Origin of the sequence: Kitasatospora sp. NPDC094019, assembly GCF_044764505.1 — a bacterium.
Lineage (GTDB): Bacteria > Actinomycetota > Actinomycetes > Streptomycetales > Streptomycetaceae > Kitasatospora.
This window is the reverse complement of the sequence record NZ_JBIWIF010000022.1, coordinates 1-16,476: the sequence shown is the minus strand read 5'-3', so window position 1 is coordinate 16,476 and position 16,476 is coordinate 1. Positions and strand designations below refer to the sequence as shown.

Below are 16,476 nucleotides of genomic sequence, written 5' to 3'. Positions count from 1 at the left end.
GGGCCCGGATGGGCGGGTTCGCCGCACTGCTGATAGGCGCCAGTGCCTACGAACGGGTCGGGTTCACCCCCCTGCCCTTCGTCCTCCAGGACCTCGAACGCCTGGACACGGCCCTGCGGGCGCGCGGCTTCCGGGTCGAGCGGCCCGCGGCGGGCCGGCAGATCAGCTGGAACTTCGTGAACGGCGAGGTCTCCCGCTTCCTGGAGAAGGCGCGCCGGGGCGAGACGCTGCTGATCTGCCTGAGCGGGCACGGCCTGCACGCGCGGGGCGTGGACTATCTGGTCCCCGAGGACCTGCACCGCTACCGCAAGCCGCTCTGGTCGGGTTGCGTCGCCATCGACTGGCGCGAGGAGGTCGAGAACACCCGCGCCGCCCAGGTGCTGTTCCTGATCGATGCCGGCCGGGAGGCCGTCGGGGGCGACTCCATGGGCGGGGCGGCCGGTTGGGGGACCAGCCGGGCGGCGGCGGTCGAGGGCCGTCGGACCGCCCATCTGTACGCCTGTTCCCCCGGCGGGTACGCGCACTTCGTCGCCTCGGAGAGCGGTTCGTTCAGCCTGTTCTCGCGCGCGCTCCTGGAGGTGCTGCTCGGACACGACGGTCGACTGACCCTGGAGCAGTTGAGCGAGGCCGTCCAGGGCCGGATCGAGGCGCTCCACACGGAGTACGGCAAGGCGGGCCCGGCACAGGAGATCCGCGTCCTCACCGAGGCCGACCAGGCGGAGTTCCTGGTCGCGGGCCCGCGCGTGGAGCCCGCGCCCGGGCCGCCCGGCGACGCGGCCGTGCGGTCGGCCGATGCCCCGGACACTCGGGAGGTTCCGGAGCTCGCGGACGCCCCGGACCTCCAGGGCCTGCTGGACCGTGCCGTCCACCAGTGGAAGGCGTACGGGCGCACCGGACCGCTGGCGGACTGTGCCGTGTTCGGGCCGCCGGCCGAACTGCTCGAAGTCGGCGGCCGGTTGGAGGCTCCGGCGGTGGCCGCGATGTGGGAGGCGGCCGCCCGTCGCCGCCCCGTCGCCCCGCTGGTGGAGCTGGTCGCGGCGCTCTGCGCGGCGGGCCGGGGCGAGGTCGCCCACCGGATCCTGGCGGCGGCGGCCGTCCGCCCGGCGACCCAACTGCCGCTGGTGCTCAGCGGACTGGCGGGGCTGGCCGATCCGCCCGCCGTCGGCACCGACCGCACCGACCGCACCGCCAGCACCGCCAGCACCGACGGCACCGGAGCCGCTGGAGCCGCCGGAGCCGTCCGGCTGCCGGAGGAGACGGTCGAGGCGCTGCGGGTGACGCTGCTCCGCGCTTCTGCGGCGCTGCCGGTGGGCGCCCAGGTGGCCTGCGTACTGGAGCTGCACCGGGCCGGACTCGCCGCCGAGGCGGCCCGGGTGGCGGAGGAGCGGCGGCCGGTCGAGGACCTGCCGCCGCTGCTGGCCGCCCTGGAGACGGAGGGTCTGCCGGCCGAGGCCCGGCGACTGGTGCGGGCGGCGGTGGCCCGGCTCGGCGCCCGGTCGGTGGACGGCCTCCTGGCGGTGCTGTCCCGCGCCGGGTCGGCCGAGGCCAGGGCGACGGCGCTGGCGGCGGTGGCGGAGTGGCGGGTGGAGGCGGTCGTCGCCTGGCTGCGGTCCGGGGACGAGCGGGAGGGCATCGACCGGGACGCGGCCGTTGTCGTCGAGGCCCTGGTGGCCGAGCACCAGAAGGTCCGGCGCCTTCCGAGCGCGCTCCGCGCGGCCGGCCTGTCGCGGCACCTCGACGTGTTCCACACCATGTGCGCCCTGCGGGATCCTCTGGCCCTGTACCGGTTGCTGGACGGTCTGGCGCCCGAGGAGGACGCCATCGCCGTCGTCCGCCGCGCGGCCGACCTGATGCGTCCGGAGGCGGCGGTGGAGCTGGCCGTCCTGCTCCGCGGCCCTGGCCCGGGCCCGCGCCACCTGTTCGAGCCCTTCCTGCTGGCGCTGTGCGAGGGGGCACCGGAGCGGGTGGCCTCCTTCCTCCTCCGGGCCGGTGAACTTCCGCGCCCGTGGCGGCCGGAGGGCGACCCGGTCGCGGCCGCGGTGCCGGTACTGGGCGCGCGGTACCCGGCGGATCGGCTGGCGCCGTTGCTGGGGGCGCTGGAGCAACGAAACCTGACCCGTGTCCTCTTCGACGTCTGGGAGGCGATGGTCCACGAACGGCCGGTGGCGGAGCTGCTGACGGCGCTGGCCGGGCTCCCGGTGACGACCCGCCCGGCGCTCCTCCATCGGCTCCTCCGGCTGCGCCGACACCCGGCCCAGCTCGTCGAACTGCTCGACGTGTGCGGCGGCGAGCAGTTCGCGGAGGTGGGGGCGGAGGTGGCGCTGACCTTCGTCACCGGGCTCCGGCGCTCGGAACTGAACGCTCTGCGGGCCGAGTTCCGGGCCGGGAACCCCGAGGCCGGGCACCGGGGGCCGGGGGAGCGACTGCTCGACCGGTTCTTGACCCCCCAGGGCCCGCCGGTGGCGCCAACGCCACCGACACCGACACCGACACCGACACCGACACCGACACTGGAACCCACACCCACACCCACACCCACACCCGTGCCCGTGCCCCGGTACGAGGTGCGGATCCCGTCGGCCGCCGAGGTCCGGGACCTCCCGTTCGAGACGGCCCGGCACGGCTCGCCCGACGAGCTGGCCGGACTGATCCTCGCCCTCGATGCCCGGGGGCCGGAGACGAGTGCGGCGGCCGACCTCACCGGCCTGCTGGGCGCCGCTCTGGACGCCGGACCGGTGGAGCGGACCGGCGCGCTGATCGAAGCTCTGCGCTCCCGGCGCCCCGGTGAACGGCTGACCGAGGCGCTTCGGGTGCACGCCGCCGCGCTGTTCGCGGCGGCCCGGGCGAGCGGTTCCACGGCGGGAACGGCCTATCTGCTGAACGCCTTCGTGCGCGAACCGCCCGTTCGGGTGGAGGAGTTCCGCGACCTGGTGGTGGAGCTGAACCGGACCGGCGCGCGGCTGGAGGCCGACCTCCTGCTGGACCGCTCGGGCCGCTTCCTCCCGCCCCGGACCGTCTCCGGTCTGCTGGAGGCCCTCCGGGACGACGCGGCGTTCGAAGTGCTGTGCCGAGGGGCGGCCGAGCGGCCCGCCCCGGAACTCGCCGAGGTGCTGGGCAGCTTCCGGCGGGAGCGGTTGCGACCGGGGCTGGCGGTCCAGCGTTTCGTGGAACACGTCGCGCGGGAGACCGCGCCGGACCGGTGCCGGGACCTGGTGGTGGAACTGCTCGCCGGTCGGCAGCAGGTCCTGGCCGGCGCCGTGCTGCGGGCCGCCCGCTGGACCGGGGCGGCCGAGGAACTCGACCGGCTGTTCCTGGCGCTGGAAGCGCGGGGGGAAGTGGAACACGCGCTGGACGCGCTGGCCCCGGAGCTGTCGCCCCCACTGGCCCTGGGTGTGCTCGACCACCTCCACCGGCGGGGCGCCGAGGAGTTCGGCCTGCCCGTGCTCCGCGTGCTCGCGCGGACGGTCGAGCGCCACGCCCTCTGGGTCCACTGCAACGAGCGCGGCTGGTTCCGGTACGCGGCCGCCCTGGTCGCCGAGGCCCCGGCGGACACGCCCGTCGTGGCCTGGTACCGGGAGCTGGACCGGAGGGTCCCCGGCCTCGACGGCGCGGCCCTGCTGCGCGCGGCGGGCGCGGACGGCCCGGTCGGTGGACTCGCCGAACGCGCCGCCCGGGGTGGCGCGGCGAGGGCGGCCCTGACGGCGGCGGCCCTCTACCGGGAGCCCGCGGACGTCGTCGGCCTCCTGGCGGCGCTCGCGGACCAGGCGCCACCGCCGCCACCGCCGACGTGGATCAGTGCGGTGCCGTACCCCATCGGGGAGCCCCGGACCGAGGTGACGGAGCAGCGGGCCGAGCTGTGGCGGCTGCTCGCGGCTGCCCGGCCCGCGCCGGAACTCGCCCCGATCCTCCGCGCCCTGCTGGAGAGCGGGCGTCCGGCGGAGGCGGAGCGGATCGTCGACCACGTCCTCGCCGACGAAACCGCCGACCGGGTCGCCGCGCTGCTGGAGGTCCCGCCGACGGCCGACGGGCCGAGGGACCGAGCCCCTGCCGGCGAGTCGGACGAGGTGGCCGAGCTGGTGGCCCGCCGGCTGCTGGCCGGCGGTTCGGTGGCCAGGGTGATCGGGCGTCTGCTGCGGATCGACCGGCCCGGGAGCGCCGGGACACTGGTCACCGCGCTCTCCTCCCGCGACCTGAGCGCCGCGGACATCGCCGGGGCGGTGGTCAGCCTGGTCGAGGCGGAGATGCCGCCGGAGCTCGGCCACCGGATGACGGTGGCGGTCTGCCGCCACCGGCCGCCGGAGCACGTCGCCGAGTTCCTCCAGCACCTGGCCCTGGCCGGTGATGGGACGACGCTCCGGCAGGCGATCGAAACGGTCGCCTCGGGCCGTTCGGAGGATGTGGCCGAGGTCCGGCGGTGGCTGGAGCAGTGGGGCGACCGCGAGTTGTCGGCCCGGCTGCCGGGGCCGTCGGAGCCGTCCCACCGGCGGCTGTGGCGGTGGGACCGCCGGGGTCCCTGAGACCGACGGCCGAGGGGCGGCCGACCGGGGTGCGTCCGGGGCCCGAGGACGGGAAGGGCGTCGGGCCGGCCCCCACGACCGGCCCGGCGCACCTCGACACTGCCTCCGCCGCCGTTCCCCGGAACCGCTCGTCGGGCCGCCCGGATCAGCCGTTCTCCGACGCCGTGTCGGCGTCGGCCGCCGCGGCGGCGCTCTCGGCGGCGTCCAGCTTCTGCTGGAGGTCCGCGGGCGGGGCGCTGTCGGCCGCGCCGGGTGCGGCCGGTCCGTGGGTGACGACGGGACCGCAGCCGGTGAGCAGCGCCGCTCCGGCCAGGACGACGGCGGCGAGCAGCGCTCCGGCGGGGCGGCGGGTCACTTGCCGGCGCCGCGGCCGTGGGCGGCGCACCACGTGGCCACGGACTTGAGGTCGTCCTGCCGCGCCTTCAGGGTGCCGACCAGGGCCTTGCGGGTGGTGAGCCGGCCATTGAGGTAGGTCTCGATCTCGGTGTGGCCGGCGGTCCTGGCGTTCGCGGCCCGCTGCTCCAGCCGGGCGACGGAGCCGGCCACGGTGGCGTCCCCGTCGAGGCGGTTCAGGGCCTTGGTGAGATGTCCCTCGGTGCTGGGCAGCCGCTTGCAGATGCTCCTGGCGCCGTCACCGGTCGGCGTCGGCCGGGCGGTCGGCGACGTGGCGGCGGCCGGGGCGGAGATCGGGGCGGCCGGAGCGGCCTGGGCGGCGGGCGCGGTGGCCAGCAGCGCGCCGGTCAGGGCCAGGGCCCCGAGCGCGCCGGCCCGGCGACCGGAGGGGAGGCGGTTGACTGCGGGCATGGGACGTCCTCTCTTCGGCCCGGGCCCGGACGGCCCGGTGCGGTGCGGTCGGACCGGACGGTAGGACGCCTTCTTGTGGAATCCCTGTGGAACGGCCGGCCCGGTCCGCCCGGCCCGCGGACCGCTCAGCGTCCCGGACCGGAGAGCCAGTCCCGGCGGGCCGGGAGTTCGAGGGTCGGGGCGTCCGGCCGGGGGAGCGGGAGGATCACCTCGGCCCGGCAGCCGGCGGCGCCGTCGGGGGGCGCGGTGAGGGCCACGGTGCCCCGGTGCAGCGCGACCTGCTGGGCGACCAGGGTGAGCCCGAGGCCCGAACCGGGGCTGTCCCGGCCGCGGTGGAAGCGCCGGAACACGGCCGCCCGGTCCTCCGGCGGGACGCCGGGGCCGCTGTCGTCCACGGTGAGCCGGGCCCGCGCTCCCTCGGCGGTGAGCCGGACGGTGACGCCGGCCGGGAGGCCGTCGGCGCGGCCGTGCACGGCGGCGTTGCCGAGGAGGTTGGCGAGCATGATCCGGAGCCCGGACTCCCAGCCGAAGAAGCGCAGTTCGGCCGGAGCGTGCACGGCGAACACGGTGCCGGGGTGGCGGCGCCGGGCCTCCTCGGTCGCCGCGTCGACGAGTTCGGCGAGGTCGAGCGGCTGGAACGCGTCCAACTGGACCAGGTCACCCCGGGCCAGGGTGCTGAGCGCGGTGAGCAGGTCGAGCAGCCGCGCGTGGTCCTGCCGCAGCTCCGTCACCACCTCGGCCCGGTCGGCGGCGGGCAGGTCCGGGTGGGCGGCCAGCACGTCGAGATTGGTGCGCAGACTCATCAGCGGTGTGCGCAGCTCGTGCGAGGCGTCGGCCGAGAACGCCCGGGCGGTGTCCAGCGCCTGGGCCGTCCGCCGGGCCTGCTCGTCGTAGCGGGTGAGAAGCAGGACCAGGGCCGAGGACAGCTCGTCGACCTCGGCGGTCCCGGTCCGCTCGGGCACGAAGCCGTGGCCGCCGGGTGAGTCCTCGGCGCCGGTACCGGTCGGCCCGGTGGGCGCCGCCGGGTCCAGTACGGCGGCGCGGCGGCTGAGTCGGCGCAGCGGGGCGGTGGCACGTTCGGCGAGAACGAAGCCGAGCAGTGCGGAGACCGGGGCGGACACCAGGGCGACGAGCAGGACGCGCCGCCGCACCGCGGCGGCCTGCCGGTCCGCCGGCCCGGTGGGGGCGATCACCTGCAGCAGGCCGGAGCCGGTCGCGCCACCGCCCTTGCCGTTCGCGCCCGCACCGCTCCCGTTCGCGCCCGCACCGCTCCCGCCGCCGTTCCCGTTCGCGCCGACCGCCCGGGTGAGGACCCGCCAGGAGGTGCCGCGGTCCCGGACGGTGACCGGCCCGCCGCCCGGCCCGTCCGGGAGGACGGCCGCGTCGTCCGGCTGCGGCCCGACGGACAGCAGGACGCCGCCGTCGGTCCCGGTCACCCGCACCCCCAGGTCCAGGGCGGCGTCCACCACCTTGCGCTGCTGGTTCTGCTCCACCTTGGGCCGGCCCTTGCTGTCGGCGGCCACCAGCGCCCGGACGCTCGGCAGCAGCGCGGCCGCGCGGTCGTTCAGCCGGGCGTCCTGCTGGTGCCGCAGGTCCCGGCCGACCAGTGGCAGCAGCAGCAGGCCCGCGAGCACCACCAGCAGCGGCACCACGGCCGCCGCCCAGAGCGCGATCCGGGTGGAGAGCCTCATCGCGGTGCCTGCCGCGCTCCGTCGGGTACGCGCAGGACGAAGCCGACGCCCCGGACGGTGTGGATCAGCCGGGGCCTCCCGCCGGCCTCGGTCTTGCGGCGCAGGTAGCTGACGAAGGTGTCGACGGCGTCGCTGCGCACCTCGGCGTCGTAGCCCCAGACGCGTTCCAGCAGCAGTTCGCGCGAGAGCACCAGTCCGGCGTTCCGGGCCAGATGCGTGAGCAGTTCGAACTCCCGCCGGGTGAGGGTGAGTTCCTCGCCGTCGAGGTCGGCCCGACGGGTGCCGGGGTCGAGGCGGAGAGGCCCGGCGAGGACCCGGTCGTCCGACTGCGGCGGCCGTCGGCGGAGCAGGGCCCGCAGCCGCAGGACGAGTTCCTCCAGGGCGAACGGCTTGACCAGGTAGTCGTCCGCGCCCGCCTGGAGCCCGGCGACCCGGTCGGCGGCCTCGTCCAGGGCCGACAGCATCAGCACCGGCAGGTCGTCGCCCCGGGCGCGCAGGCGGCGGCACACCTCGACGCCGCTGAGGCCGGGCATCGACACGTCGAGCACCAGCACGTCCGGTGGTTCGGCGGTCATCCGGGCCAGCGCCGCCCCGCCGTCCTCGGCGAGGTCCACCGCGAAGCCGCTCAGCCGCAGTCCGCGCTCCAGCCCGCGCCGGATCGCCGCGTCGTCGTCGACCACCAGCACCCGCCCGCCGGTCCCCGTCGCGTCCCCGGTCCCACTCACCCGCATCGGCGCCTCCTCCGTCCGGGCGCCGACCCTCTCACACCGGGGTGCCGGACGGCCGCCGGGGGTGTCCGGACCCGATCGCGGGGGCCGACGAGGGAGCGGGGAGCCGGGCCCGGCGCCGCCGGGCGGATCTGGAAGAGTGCGGGGCATGAGACTCCGCTGCGCCGTACTCGACGACTTCCAGGGCGTCGCCACCACGATCGCCGACTGGTCCCCGGTGGCCGACCGGGTCGAGGTGGTGGCGTTCCGCGAGCATCCGGCCTCGGTGGCCGAACTCGTCGCGGCGGTAGCCGACTTCGACATCGTGGTGACGCTGCGGGAGCGGATCGCCTTTCCGGCGGAGGTGTTCGAGCGACTGCCCCGGCTGCGGCTGCTGGTCGCCTCAGGGATGCGGAACTCGGTGATCGACCACGCGGCGGCCCGGGCCCACGGGGTCACCGTGTGCGGGACGGCCAGTTCGTCGACGCCGCCGGTGGAGCTGACCTGGGCGCTGCTGCTCGGGCTGGCCCGGGGGCTGGTCGAGGAGAGCACGGCGCTGCGGACCGGCGGGCCGTGGCAGAGCACGGTGGGCGCCGATCTGGCGGGGCGCCGGCTGGGGCTGCTGGGGCTGGGGAAGATCGGCGCCCGGGTCGCCCGGGTGGGGCTGGCCTTCGACATGGACGTGGTGGCGTGGAGCCGGAACCTCACCGGTGAGCGGGCGGCCGAGGTCGGTGTGCGGCGGGCGGGGTCGAAGGAGGAACTGCTGCGGGAGAGCGATTTCGTCTCCGTGCACCTCGCGCTCGGGGAGCGCACCCGGGGGCTGCTCGGCGCGCCCGAACTCGCGCTGATGCGGCCGGACGCGTACCTGGTCAACACCTCCCGGGCGGCGATCGTCGACCAGGAGGCGCTGCTGGCGGCGCTGGCGGCGGGCCGGATCGCGGGGGCGGCGGTGGACGTGTTCGACCAGGAGCCGCTTCCGGCGGGGCACCCGATGCGGACGGCGCCCCGGCTGCTCGCCACCCCGCACCTGGGATACGTGTCGCGGGACAACTACCGGCGCTACTACGGCGAGGCGGTGGAGGACATCGCGGCTTTCCTGGCCGGGGCGCCGGTCCGGGTCCTGGGCGACTGACGGCCCCGGCCCCGCCCCGGCCCCGGTTCCGATCGGCGAGCGGCCGGCGGCGAGCAGCGATCGGCGAGCGGCGAGCGGCCCGTCACCCCCGCGCCGGGGGTGACGGGCCGCGGTGCGGGCGCCGCGGTCAGGAGACCGAGACAGCGCCCCAGGCGGCCGCGACGGCCTTGTACTCGGTGCTGGTGGCGCCGTAGAGGTCCTTGGCGGCACTCAGCGACGCGGCCCGCGCGCCCTTGTAGTTGGTGGTGGAGGTCATGTAGACCGTCAGCGCGCGGTACCAGATCTTGGCGATCTTCTGGTTGCCGATGCCGGTGACCGTCGAACCGTTGCAGGTCGGGCTGTTGTAGCTGACACCGTCGATGGTCTTCGCGCCGCTGCCCTCGCTGGCGAGGTAGAACCAGTGGTTGCCGACGCCCGAGGAGTTGTGCACGTCGAGCTGGCCGACCTTGCTGGTCCAGCAGTCGGCGGACCGGCCGTCCAGCGAGGGCTTGTCGAAGCGGCGCAGCCACGGCGGGGTGGACTGGTCGCTGAACAGGTAGTCGCCCTTGTCCACCGGGTTGTGGGCGTAGAACTCGACCATGGTGCCGAAGATGTCCGAGGTGGACTCGTTGAGGCCGCCGGACTCGCCGCTGTAGCGGAGGTTGGCGGTGGCGCTGGTGACGCCGTGGGTCATCTCGTGGCCCATGGTGTCGAGGTCGACCTGCTCCGGGTCGGTGACGCCGTCGCCGTCGCCGGTCATCATGCAGAAGCAGCTGTCGGACCACTGCGCGTTGTCCCACTTGGTGCCGACGTGCACGAAGACGGTGGCGCCCTTGCCGTCGTTCTTGATGCCGCTGCGGTTGAAGGTGTTCTTGTAGTAGTCGTACGTCCAGGCGGTGTTGGCGTGGGCGTCGACGGCCGCGGTGGCGCGGTCGGTGGAGAACTTCTTCCCGTCGCCCCAGACGTTGTCGGTGTCGGTGAAGAGGGTGCCGGAGTTCGCGTTGAGCGAGCCGGCGGCGACGTTGCGGGCGTCCTTGGTGATGTGGCCGCGCGTCGGGTCCTTCAGCGAGAAGCCGCCGCTCTGCGCGGTGGTGTCGATGGTGATGTCACCGGTGTACTCGGAGTGGCCGGTGCCGCTGGCCTGGTGCTCGGCGTCGTACGCCTCGATCTGGTCACCGGTGTTGGCGTCGGTGACGACGATCCGGCCGGCTGGCTGGCCGTGGTCGCCGGTGCCCTCGACGGTGGTGCGCCAGGCGAGGCGCGGGGTGCCGTCGGCGGCCCAGACGACGAGCTCGGGGCTGCTGGTGGCGTTGCCGACGCCGGGGGCGGCGTCGAGCGCGCGGCCGGCGGTGAGCTGGGCGGGGATCTTGGGGACGATCGTGCGCACGGCGGCGTCGTGGGCGGCCGCGCGGGAGGAGTCCTTGAGCCGGCCGCGGGAGTCCTGGTGGACCACCAGGTCGCCGCCGACCACCGGCAGGCCGAGGTAGGTGCGGTCGAAGCGCACGTGCTGGGTGCCGTCGGCGTCCAGCACGACGTCCTTGACGAGGAGGTCCTGGCCGTCGGCGAAGCCGAACACCGACGCGTTGTGGGCGACGTTGGCGCGGGCCCGGTCGATCGCCGCGTCGCGGCCGGTGGGGGCGGCGGACGCGGTCCCGGCGGTGACGGTGGCGGCGACGAGGGCGGCGGTGGCCGCTATGGCTCCGGCCGCGAGGTAGCGGCGAGAAGAGGAGGTGGGGCTCACTCTGACTCCAGTCGGGGGATGCTGCGTGATGCAGGGATGAGAGCTGGGTTGAGATTGACGGTGCGCAGTCATCCAGGGCTAGAGCGAACGTCAGAACTTTGCCAATTCGTGTCCTGTACTGATCAAAAGTGATCACTTTTGAGTTGTCTGTTCACGCTTGAACCGGGCCCGTCGACGCGGTTGCCGTACCCTCGCGGGATGGACGGATGGGTGGGGGCCTGGACCGGCGGACACCGTGCGGTGCACGTCGGCAACGTGGCCGACTTCAACGAGCAGTTCCTTCCCGCCCCGTCCGCTCCCGGGTGGTTCCTCGCCGGGAGACCCCTCGTAGGAAGACCCCTTGCCGGGAGGTCGGCCGTCGGGACGTCGGCCCGCGGCGGGTCCGCCCCCGCGCCGACCGCCGCCGAGCGGCGCGCCGACCGCCTCCGCCGGGCACACCACTACGCCGGACTCGCCGTCGGCTACAGCCCCGACCCCGCCGCGCTGGTGCTGCCCGCCGAGGTCGACCGGGCCTGGATCGACTGGCTCGCCCGCGAACTGGACTGGGGCCCGGTCGAGCTGTTCGACGGCATCGCCCCGGGGGGCACGGTCGCCGAGGCCCTGTCCGCCCGTCCCGCACTCGCCGAACGGCTCGCCACCGGCCCCGGCCCCGTGCTGTTCTGGGGCCGCACCCCCGACCGGGGCGAGGGTCCGGAACTCGCGGCCGTCCGCCGCTACGAGGCCAAGGACGCCACGCACGGCCTCTTCACCGCGCTCGCGCAGGACCACCCCGGCGTCCGGGTGCCCCGGCAGGAGCTCGCCGACAGCCCCCGGGCCGCGGCCCGGCAGCTGGCCGCCCGCGCCGCCCGGGACCGGACCACGGTGCTCAAGTCCCCGCACGGAGTGGGTGGTCACGGCACCGTCGTGATCACCCCGGCGGAGCTGGCGGAGGCCGGCGGAGCCCGGGCACTGCTGCGCCGGCTGGTGCGCGAGGACGCCCTGCCGCCCGGTGGCCCGCTGCTGCTGGAGGAGTACGTGGACGGCGGCCCGGCCGGCAGCGGCCGGCTGCGCGACCTCACCTTCGACGCCGTGATCGGCGCCGACGGCCGGGTCAACCCGGTCGGCGTCGGCGAGATGGCGGTCGACGGCACCCGCTACCAGGGGGTGACGGTCGGACCGGGCGTGGTGCCGCCCGGCGCCGCCGCGACCGCCGAACGCTTCGGCCTCGCGGTGGGGGAGCGGCTGGCGGCGGCGGGCCACCGCGGCTGGTACGACGTGGACTTCGTCACCGACCGGGAACGCCGGCTCGCCCCGACCGAGGCCAATCTGCGGCTCACCGGCCCGGCGGTCGCCTTCGTCCTGCGCCACCGGCTGGACGAGGTGCGCGGCCCAGGCCATCTGGTCCGCACCGTGGACGCGATGCCGCTCGGCGCCCGGCTCTCCCAGGAGGCGCTGCACAGCCACCTGGACCGACTGCGCCCGGCCTGCGCGCGGCTCGGCGTGACGCTGCTTCCGCTGATCGTGACGGCCGGCCACGAGCCGGAGCCGGCCGTCGGCCTGGCGCTCGCGGCCCGGAGCACCGAGGCGCTGGACGCGGCGCAGGCCCTGCTCAGGGCGGCGCACCACGCGCTGGGCCGGATGTTCGAAGCCCTGCGCTGAGCCTCCGGACCGGCCCCACCGCTCGGAGCCTCACCACTCCGGGCCCCGGCGCCCGGAGTCCCACCGCTCGGTGCCCCACCGCTCAGGGCCGCTTCGGCGGTCGGGACGGCTTCGGGCGCCAGGCCAGGAACCGGACCACGATCGCGGCCGAGACCATCAGGGCGATGTTGAACACGAAGACCAGCCACGCCTGGGCGTGCCAGTCGTGCGGGCGGGTGGTCCGGTACAGGTTGTCCTGCGGCCACCAGGAGGCCAGCAGCCAGAACACCGCCAGGTGCGCGGCGACCGAGAGACCGGCCGGCCGCCGCATCCGCGCCGTCGTCCCGGCCCCGAACAGCAGCCAGGCCACGCCGAGTCCGAACGAGGCGCACTCGAAGAAGTAGAGCACCCGGAAGAGGTCGTCGTACGGGGCCGGAACGGCCGAGACGTCCGTCGAACCCGGCCAGAGGCTGTTCGTGAGCAGCCCGGCGACGACCGCCGCCGGCACTCCGAAGGCGATCGCGCCGCAGCCGAGGGCGGAGTCCACCCCGGCGGAGCCGCCGCTCCCGCCGCCCTTCCAGCTCCGGCCGCCCTTCCCGCCGCCCGACCGGCGGGGCGGGGCGGCGTGGTCGGCCGGCGCGGGCAGCGGCAGCGCGGCCCGGTCGAGCTTGCCGGCCCGGGTGCGCGGCAGCTCGGGCACCGGGACCACGGCGGCGGGGGCCTCCCCGTCCGGCAGCACGGCTCTCAGTGCGGCCGTCAGTGACCAGCCGTCGGTGTCCGGCGCGTCGGGCCCGACGACGGCGTACCCGACCAGCTCGCGCCGTCCGGGCGCCACCTCCACCTCGGCGACCGCCGCCTCCCGGATCCCGGGGCGGGCGCGCAGCCGGGCCTCGGCCCGGGCGGCCAGGGCCACGGTCCTGGCGACGGTGGCGGACAGCCGGACGTCGGTCGGTCCGACCACGCCCGCCGCCCGTCCGGTGAACTCCAGCGTGCCGTCGGCGGTGAACCGGCCGAGGTCGCCGGTCAGCAGTATCCGGCCGTCCGTGTCGTGGGCCGAGTGCACGAACCGACGGGCCGTCTCCTCGGGCCGGCCGGGGTAGCCGCGGCCGAGTCCGGGGCCGGCGAGCGCGATCTCGCCGACCGTGCCGTCCCGCAACGGGGTGCCGTCCGGGGCGAGCACGAGCACCCGGGCGCCGGGGAACGGCGCGCCGATCAGCGACGACGCCGTTCCGCGCAGGACCTGGTTCTTCTCCCCGACCTCGAACCAGGTGCTGTCCACGCCCGCCTCGGCCAGGCCGTAGACGTTGATCACCCGGGTGGACCGGCCGAGCAGCCGTTGCAGCGCCAGGTGCTCGTCCAGCCACCACTTCTCGGCACCGACGGTGAGCACCCGCACCCCGGCGAGCGGGCTCCCACCGCCGTGCGCGCTCTGTCCGGCGGTCGGCGCCAGGTGGGCGGTCAGCCTGCGCGCGGTGCGGGTGTTCAGCTCCAGCACGGTGATCCGCTCGGCGGCGATCAGTGGCGGGAGGTCGGCGATGTCGGCGGCGCGGTCCAGGGTGAGGTTGCGCGGAGCGACCACCAGCGTCGCGCCGGAGCAGAGCGCGCGCACCCAGTCGGCGGTGAACACGTCGAACTCCAGGCTCGCGGTGCTCAGGATCCGGTCGGCGGGCGTCAGGCCGTACACCGTGCGCCAGCCGTGGTGGACGGCGAGCAGGTTGCGGTGCGAGAGCCCCGCGCAGCGCGGCGCCCGGGTGGTGCCGGAGGTGGTCAGGACGACCGCGGGGCCGTCCGGGTCGAGGTCGATCCGGGGTGGGCCGGCGGGCCCCGCCGCCACGGCGGACCGGGCCGAGTCGAGGCAGACGAGCTCCCGGGCCCCGGCGTCGGTCAGCCGGATCCGGTGCGCCTCCTCGGTGACGACCAGGACCGGCCCGGCCTCGGCGAGAACGTGCCGCAGCAGCCCGTCGGGGGCGCCGGGCTCCAGCGGGAGGTAGGCGGCGCCGGTCTTGAGCACGGCGAGCAGGGCGACGTACACCTCGACGCCCCGGCCGAGCGCCACCGCGGCCAGGTCGCCGGGCCGCAGCCCGCGTTCGACCAGGTGGTGGGCCAGACGGTCGGCCCTGGCGTCGAGTTCGCCGTAGCCGAGCTCCGTTCCGGCCCAGCGCAGGGCGACGGCCCCGGGCGCGGCGCGGGCGTGCTCCTCGAAGCGTCCGGGAAGCGTCCCGGCCCGTCCGGTGCCGAGTTCCGGCGGTGTGTCCGTTCCCGTCATGACCCGTCCCCTCCACCCGCATCCACCTGGCTGTGGCCCCCGCACCGCTTCCACGAGCCGCCGGTCCGCCCCGGTTCCACGGTTCGCGCACCGATGATGGCGTCAACTGCCGCCGGGCGAAAGAGGAGTACGCACGGAGCCCGCGCCGGGCGGCTGTCCACGGCTCGGACGCCGGACCCGTTGCCGGAGGCGACGGTTGTACTCTGCACGCGGACGGTCGGCGGCGGCCCGTCCGGTGCGGCGCCGCTCCCGCGACCCTGCCCGGCACCGGACCCCAGGAGGCCCGCCCGCATGAGCACGTCCGACCCGCGCCCGCCCGCCACCGGCCTGTCCGCCGCACCGCCGGAGCCTTCGGGGCCTTCGGAGTCGACCGCCCCACTGCTGCGCACCCGGGCCGTGGATGTCGTCCGGGACGGCCGCCACCTGCTGCGCGGGATCGACCTCGCCATCCACCCCGGTGAGCACTGGGCGCTGATCGGTCCGAACGGCGCCGGCAAGTCGACCCTGCTCGCCCTGCTCGGTGCCGTCTCCCACCCCACCCGCGGCGAGGTCGACGTGCTCGGCCGCCGGCTCGGCCGGGTCGACATCCGCGAGCTGCGGGCGCACCTCGGCCACGTCAATCCGCGCCACCCGCTGCGTTCGCCGCTGACCGTGCGCGAGGTGGTCCTCACCGGCGTGACCAACACGATCGAGCCGGACCTGCACCGCAAGCCCGCCCCGGAGGAACTGGAGCGGGCCGAGCTGCTGATCGGGACCCTGGGCATGACGCCGGCCGCGGAGTCCCCGTGGACCACGCTCTCCCAGGGCGAGCGGGGCCGGGCGCTGATCGCCCGGGCCCTGATGCCCAGTCCGCGGCTGCTGCTGCTCGACGAGCCGGCGACCGGGCTGGACCTGACCGCCCGCGAGCTGCTGCTGGAGAGCCTGGACCTGCTCCGCCATCAGCACCCGGAGCTGGCGAGCGTCCTGGTGACCCACCACCTGGAGGAGCTGCCGGAGTCCACCACGCACGCGCTGCTGCTGCGGGCCGGGGAGACGGTCGCGGCCGGTCCGGTGGACGAGGTGATGACCACCGAGCTGGTGAGCGCGACCTTCGGCCACCCGATCCGGATCACCCGCCACGAGGGCCGCTGGACGGCGCGGGCCGCCGCCCGGCGCACCCCGGCGGGCTGAGTCCCACGGTGCCGGAAGGCGCCTGCTCGGGGGCGCGCACCCACCAGTGCGTGCCCCTTTACCACTTCTTTGCCATTCATGCCACCTCCGACCGAGCCGCCAGTGGCCTGAAATCGTCGGTGAACCGACCACCGGGACGCCGGAGCCCTTGTCCCACCTGCACCGTTTCGTGACCGACCCCGGGGTGGACGGCAAAAAAAGATATCCCTAAGGTATGCCTTAGCTAAGTGGACGGGGGTACCGACGGCGTCGTTGCTCCCTGTCCGCGCTCAGCCCTGCCCTGAAACGCCCTGTCCTGACCGCTGGAGCCCGCATGTCCGCCCGTCGTTCCACCGCAGCCACGCTGCTCACCCTCGCCGTGGCGACCGCCGCACTGGCCGGCTGCTCGCAGAAGAAGGACGACAAGGCCGCGGCCGACGCCGTCAAGGTCAACGCCACCGACACCGCCTGCGAGGTCTCGAAGACCACCTTCCCGGCCGGCCACGTCAGCATCGACATCGCCAACAAGGGATCCAAGGTCACCGAGGTCTACGTCTACGCCGCCGGCGACAAGATCGTCACCGAGCGCGAGAACATCGGCCCCGGCACCAGGGCCACCATCACCGCCGAGATCAAGGCCGGCTCCTACGAGGTCGCCTGCAAGCCCGGCATGGTCGGCGACGGCATCCGCCAGAAGATCACCGTCACCGGCGACACCTCCGCCTCCGCCGCCCCCGGCGACCCCCGCCTCACCGCCGCCGTCGACGCCTACCGCAAGTACGCCCAGGAACAGGCCGACGCCACCATCCCCGCCGTCGAGGCGTTCGCCGCCGCGATCAAGGCCGGCGAGCTGGAGAAGGCCAAGTCCCTCTT

General features: G+C 75.6%; 11 protein-coding genes. 5 read left to right on the top strand and 6 right to left on the bottom strand.

The window, feature by feature from the left end; translation table 11 throughout:
- Window positions 1-8 precede the first annotated feature (8 nt).
- On the top strand, window positions 9-4,517 hold the full coding sequence (locus ACIQ9P_RS33595) for a caspase family protein (protein WP_402364946.1): 4,509 nt from the start codon (window positions 9-11) through the stop codon (window positions 4,515-4,517).
- Window positions 4,518-4,662: 145 nt separating this feature from the next.
- On the opposite strand, the gene ACIQ9P_RS33590 is transcribed toward ACIQ9P_RS33595, so the two are convergent.
- The 4 genes from ACIQ9P_RS33590 to ACIQ9P_RS33575 form a co-directional block, all read right to left on the bottom strand.
- Window positions 4,663-4,872: a hypothetical protein gene (locus ACIQ9P_RS33590; RefSeq protein WP_402364943.1), complete on the bottom strand. Its 210-nt coding sequence runs from the start codon at window positions 4,870-4,872 to the stop codon at window positions 4,663-4,665.
- Window positions 4,869-5,321 carry a hypothetical protein gene (locus ACIQ9P_RS33585; protein ID WP_402364940.1) on the bottom strand — a complete coding sequence of 151 codons (453 nt, stop codon included), beginning with the start codon at window positions 5,319-5,321 and terminating at the stop codon, window positions 4,869-4,871. Before ACIQ9P_RS33585 ends, ACIQ9P_RS33590 begins: the two co-directional genes overlap by 4 nt.
- A 125-nt stretch (window positions 5,322-5,446) precedes the next feature.
- Entirely contained in the window at window positions 5,447-7,012 is a 1,566-nt protein-coding gene (locus tag ACIQ9P_RS33580; RefSeq protein ID WP_402364937.1) for a sensor histidine kinase, read from the bottom strand.
- Window positions 7,009-7,743 carry a response regulator transcription factor gene (locus tag ACIQ9P_RS33575; RefSeq protein ID WP_402364934.1) on the bottom strand — a complete coding sequence of 245 codons (735 nt, stop codon included), beginning with the start codon at window positions 7,741-7,743 and terminating at the stop codon, window positions 7,009-7,011. The genes ACIQ9P_RS33580 and ACIQ9P_RS33575 overlap by 4 nt, the downstream gene beginning before the upstream one ends.
- 145 nt (window positions 7,744-7,888) lie before the next feature.
- Here ACIQ9P_RS33575 and ACIQ9P_RS33570 point away from each other — a divergent pair, with 145 nt between their 5' ends.
- The gene (locus ACIQ9P_RS33570; protein ID WP_402364931.1) at window positions 7,889-8,851 is read left to right on the top strand and encodes a D-2-hydroxyacid dehydrogenase family protein; all 963 of its coding nucleotides are present in this window, start codon (window positions 7,889-7,891) and stop codon (window positions 8,849-8,851) included.
- Window positions 8,852-8,978: 127 nt separating this feature from the next.
- On the opposite strand, the gene ACIQ9P_RS33565 is transcribed toward ACIQ9P_RS33570, so the two are convergent.
- Window positions 8,979-10,571: a M4 family metallopeptidase gene (locus tag ACIQ9P_RS33565; RefSeq protein WP_402364928.1), complete on the bottom strand. Its 1,593-nt coding sequence runs from the start codon at window positions 10,569-10,571 to the stop codon at window positions 8,979-8,981.
- Window positions 10,572-10,769: 198 nt separating this feature from the next.
- Here ACIQ9P_RS33565 and ACIQ9P_RS33560 point away from each other — a divergent pair, with 198 nt between their 5' ends.
- A complete protein-coding gene (locus ACIQ9P_RS33560; RefSeq protein WP_402364925.1) occupies window positions 10,770-12,209 on the top strand; it encodes a hypothetical protein in 1,440 nt (479 codons plus the stop codon).
- 82 nt (window positions 12,210-12,291) lie between these two features.
- On the opposite strand, the gene ACIQ9P_RS33555 is transcribed toward ACIQ9P_RS33560, so the two are convergent.
- Window positions 12,292-14,454, bottom strand: a complete 2,163-nt coding sequence (locus ACIQ9P_RS33555; RefSeq protein ID WP_402364922.1) for an AMP-binding protein — start codon at window positions 14,452-14,454, stop codon at window positions 12,292-12,294.
- Between the two features lie 291 nt (window positions 14,455-14,745).
- Between ACIQ9P_RS33555 and ACIQ9P_RS33550 the strand changes: the two genes are divergently transcribed.
- Both ACIQ9P_RS33550 and ACIQ9P_RS33545 read left to right on the top strand, forming a co-directional pair.
- On the top strand, window positions 14,746-15,624 hold the full coding sequence (locus ACIQ9P_RS33550; protein WP_402364919.1) for an ABC transporter ATP-binding protein: 879 nt from the start codon (window positions 14,746-14,748) through the stop codon (window positions 15,622-15,624).
- A gap of 313 nt (window positions 15,625-15,937) precedes the next feature.
- On the top strand, window positions 15,938-16,476 hold a 539-nt coding region (locus tag ACIQ9P_RS33545; RefSeq protein ID WP_402364917.1), incomplete at its 3' end, for a cupredoxin domain-containing protein.

What these genes read in the sequence shown, in the direction of transcription:
- ACIQ9P_RS33575 (WP_402364934.1), bottom strand. Translation starts at nt 7,743, where the DNA reads ATGCGGGTGAGTGGGACCGGGGACGCGACGGGGACCGGCGGGCGGGTG.
- ACIQ9P_RS33585 (WP_402364940.1), bottom strand. Translation starts at nt 5,321, where the DNA reads ATGCCCGCAGTCAACCGCCTCCCCTCCGGTCGCCGGGCCGGCGCGCTC.
- ACIQ9P_RS33560 (WP_402364925.1), top strand. Translation starts at nt 10,770, where the DNA reads ATGGACGGATGGGTGGGGGCCTGGACCGGCGGACACCGTGCGGTGCAC.
- ACIQ9P_RS33570 (WP_402364931.1), top strand. Translation starts at nt 7,889, where the DNA reads ATGAGACTCCGCTGCGCCGTACTCGACGACTTCCAGGGCGTCGCCACC.
- ACIQ9P_RS33550 (WP_402364919.1), top strand. Translation starts at nt 14,746, where the DNA reads ATGAGCACGTCCGACCCGCGCCCGCCCGCCACCGGCCTGTCCGCCGCA.
- ACIQ9P_RS33555 (WP_402364922.1), bottom strand. Translation starts at nt 14,454, where the DNA reads ATGACGGGAACGGACACACCGCCGGAACTCGGCACCGGACGGGCCGGG.
- ACIQ9P_RS33595 (WP_402364946.1), top strand. Translation starts at nt 9, where the DNA reads ATGGGCGGGTTCGCCGCACTGCTGATAGGCGCCAGTGCCTACGAACGG.
- ACIQ9P_RS33580 (WP_402364937.1), bottom strand. Translation starts at nt 7,012, where the DNA reads ATGAGGCTCTCCACCCGGATCGCGCTCTGGGCGGCGGCCGTGGTGCCG.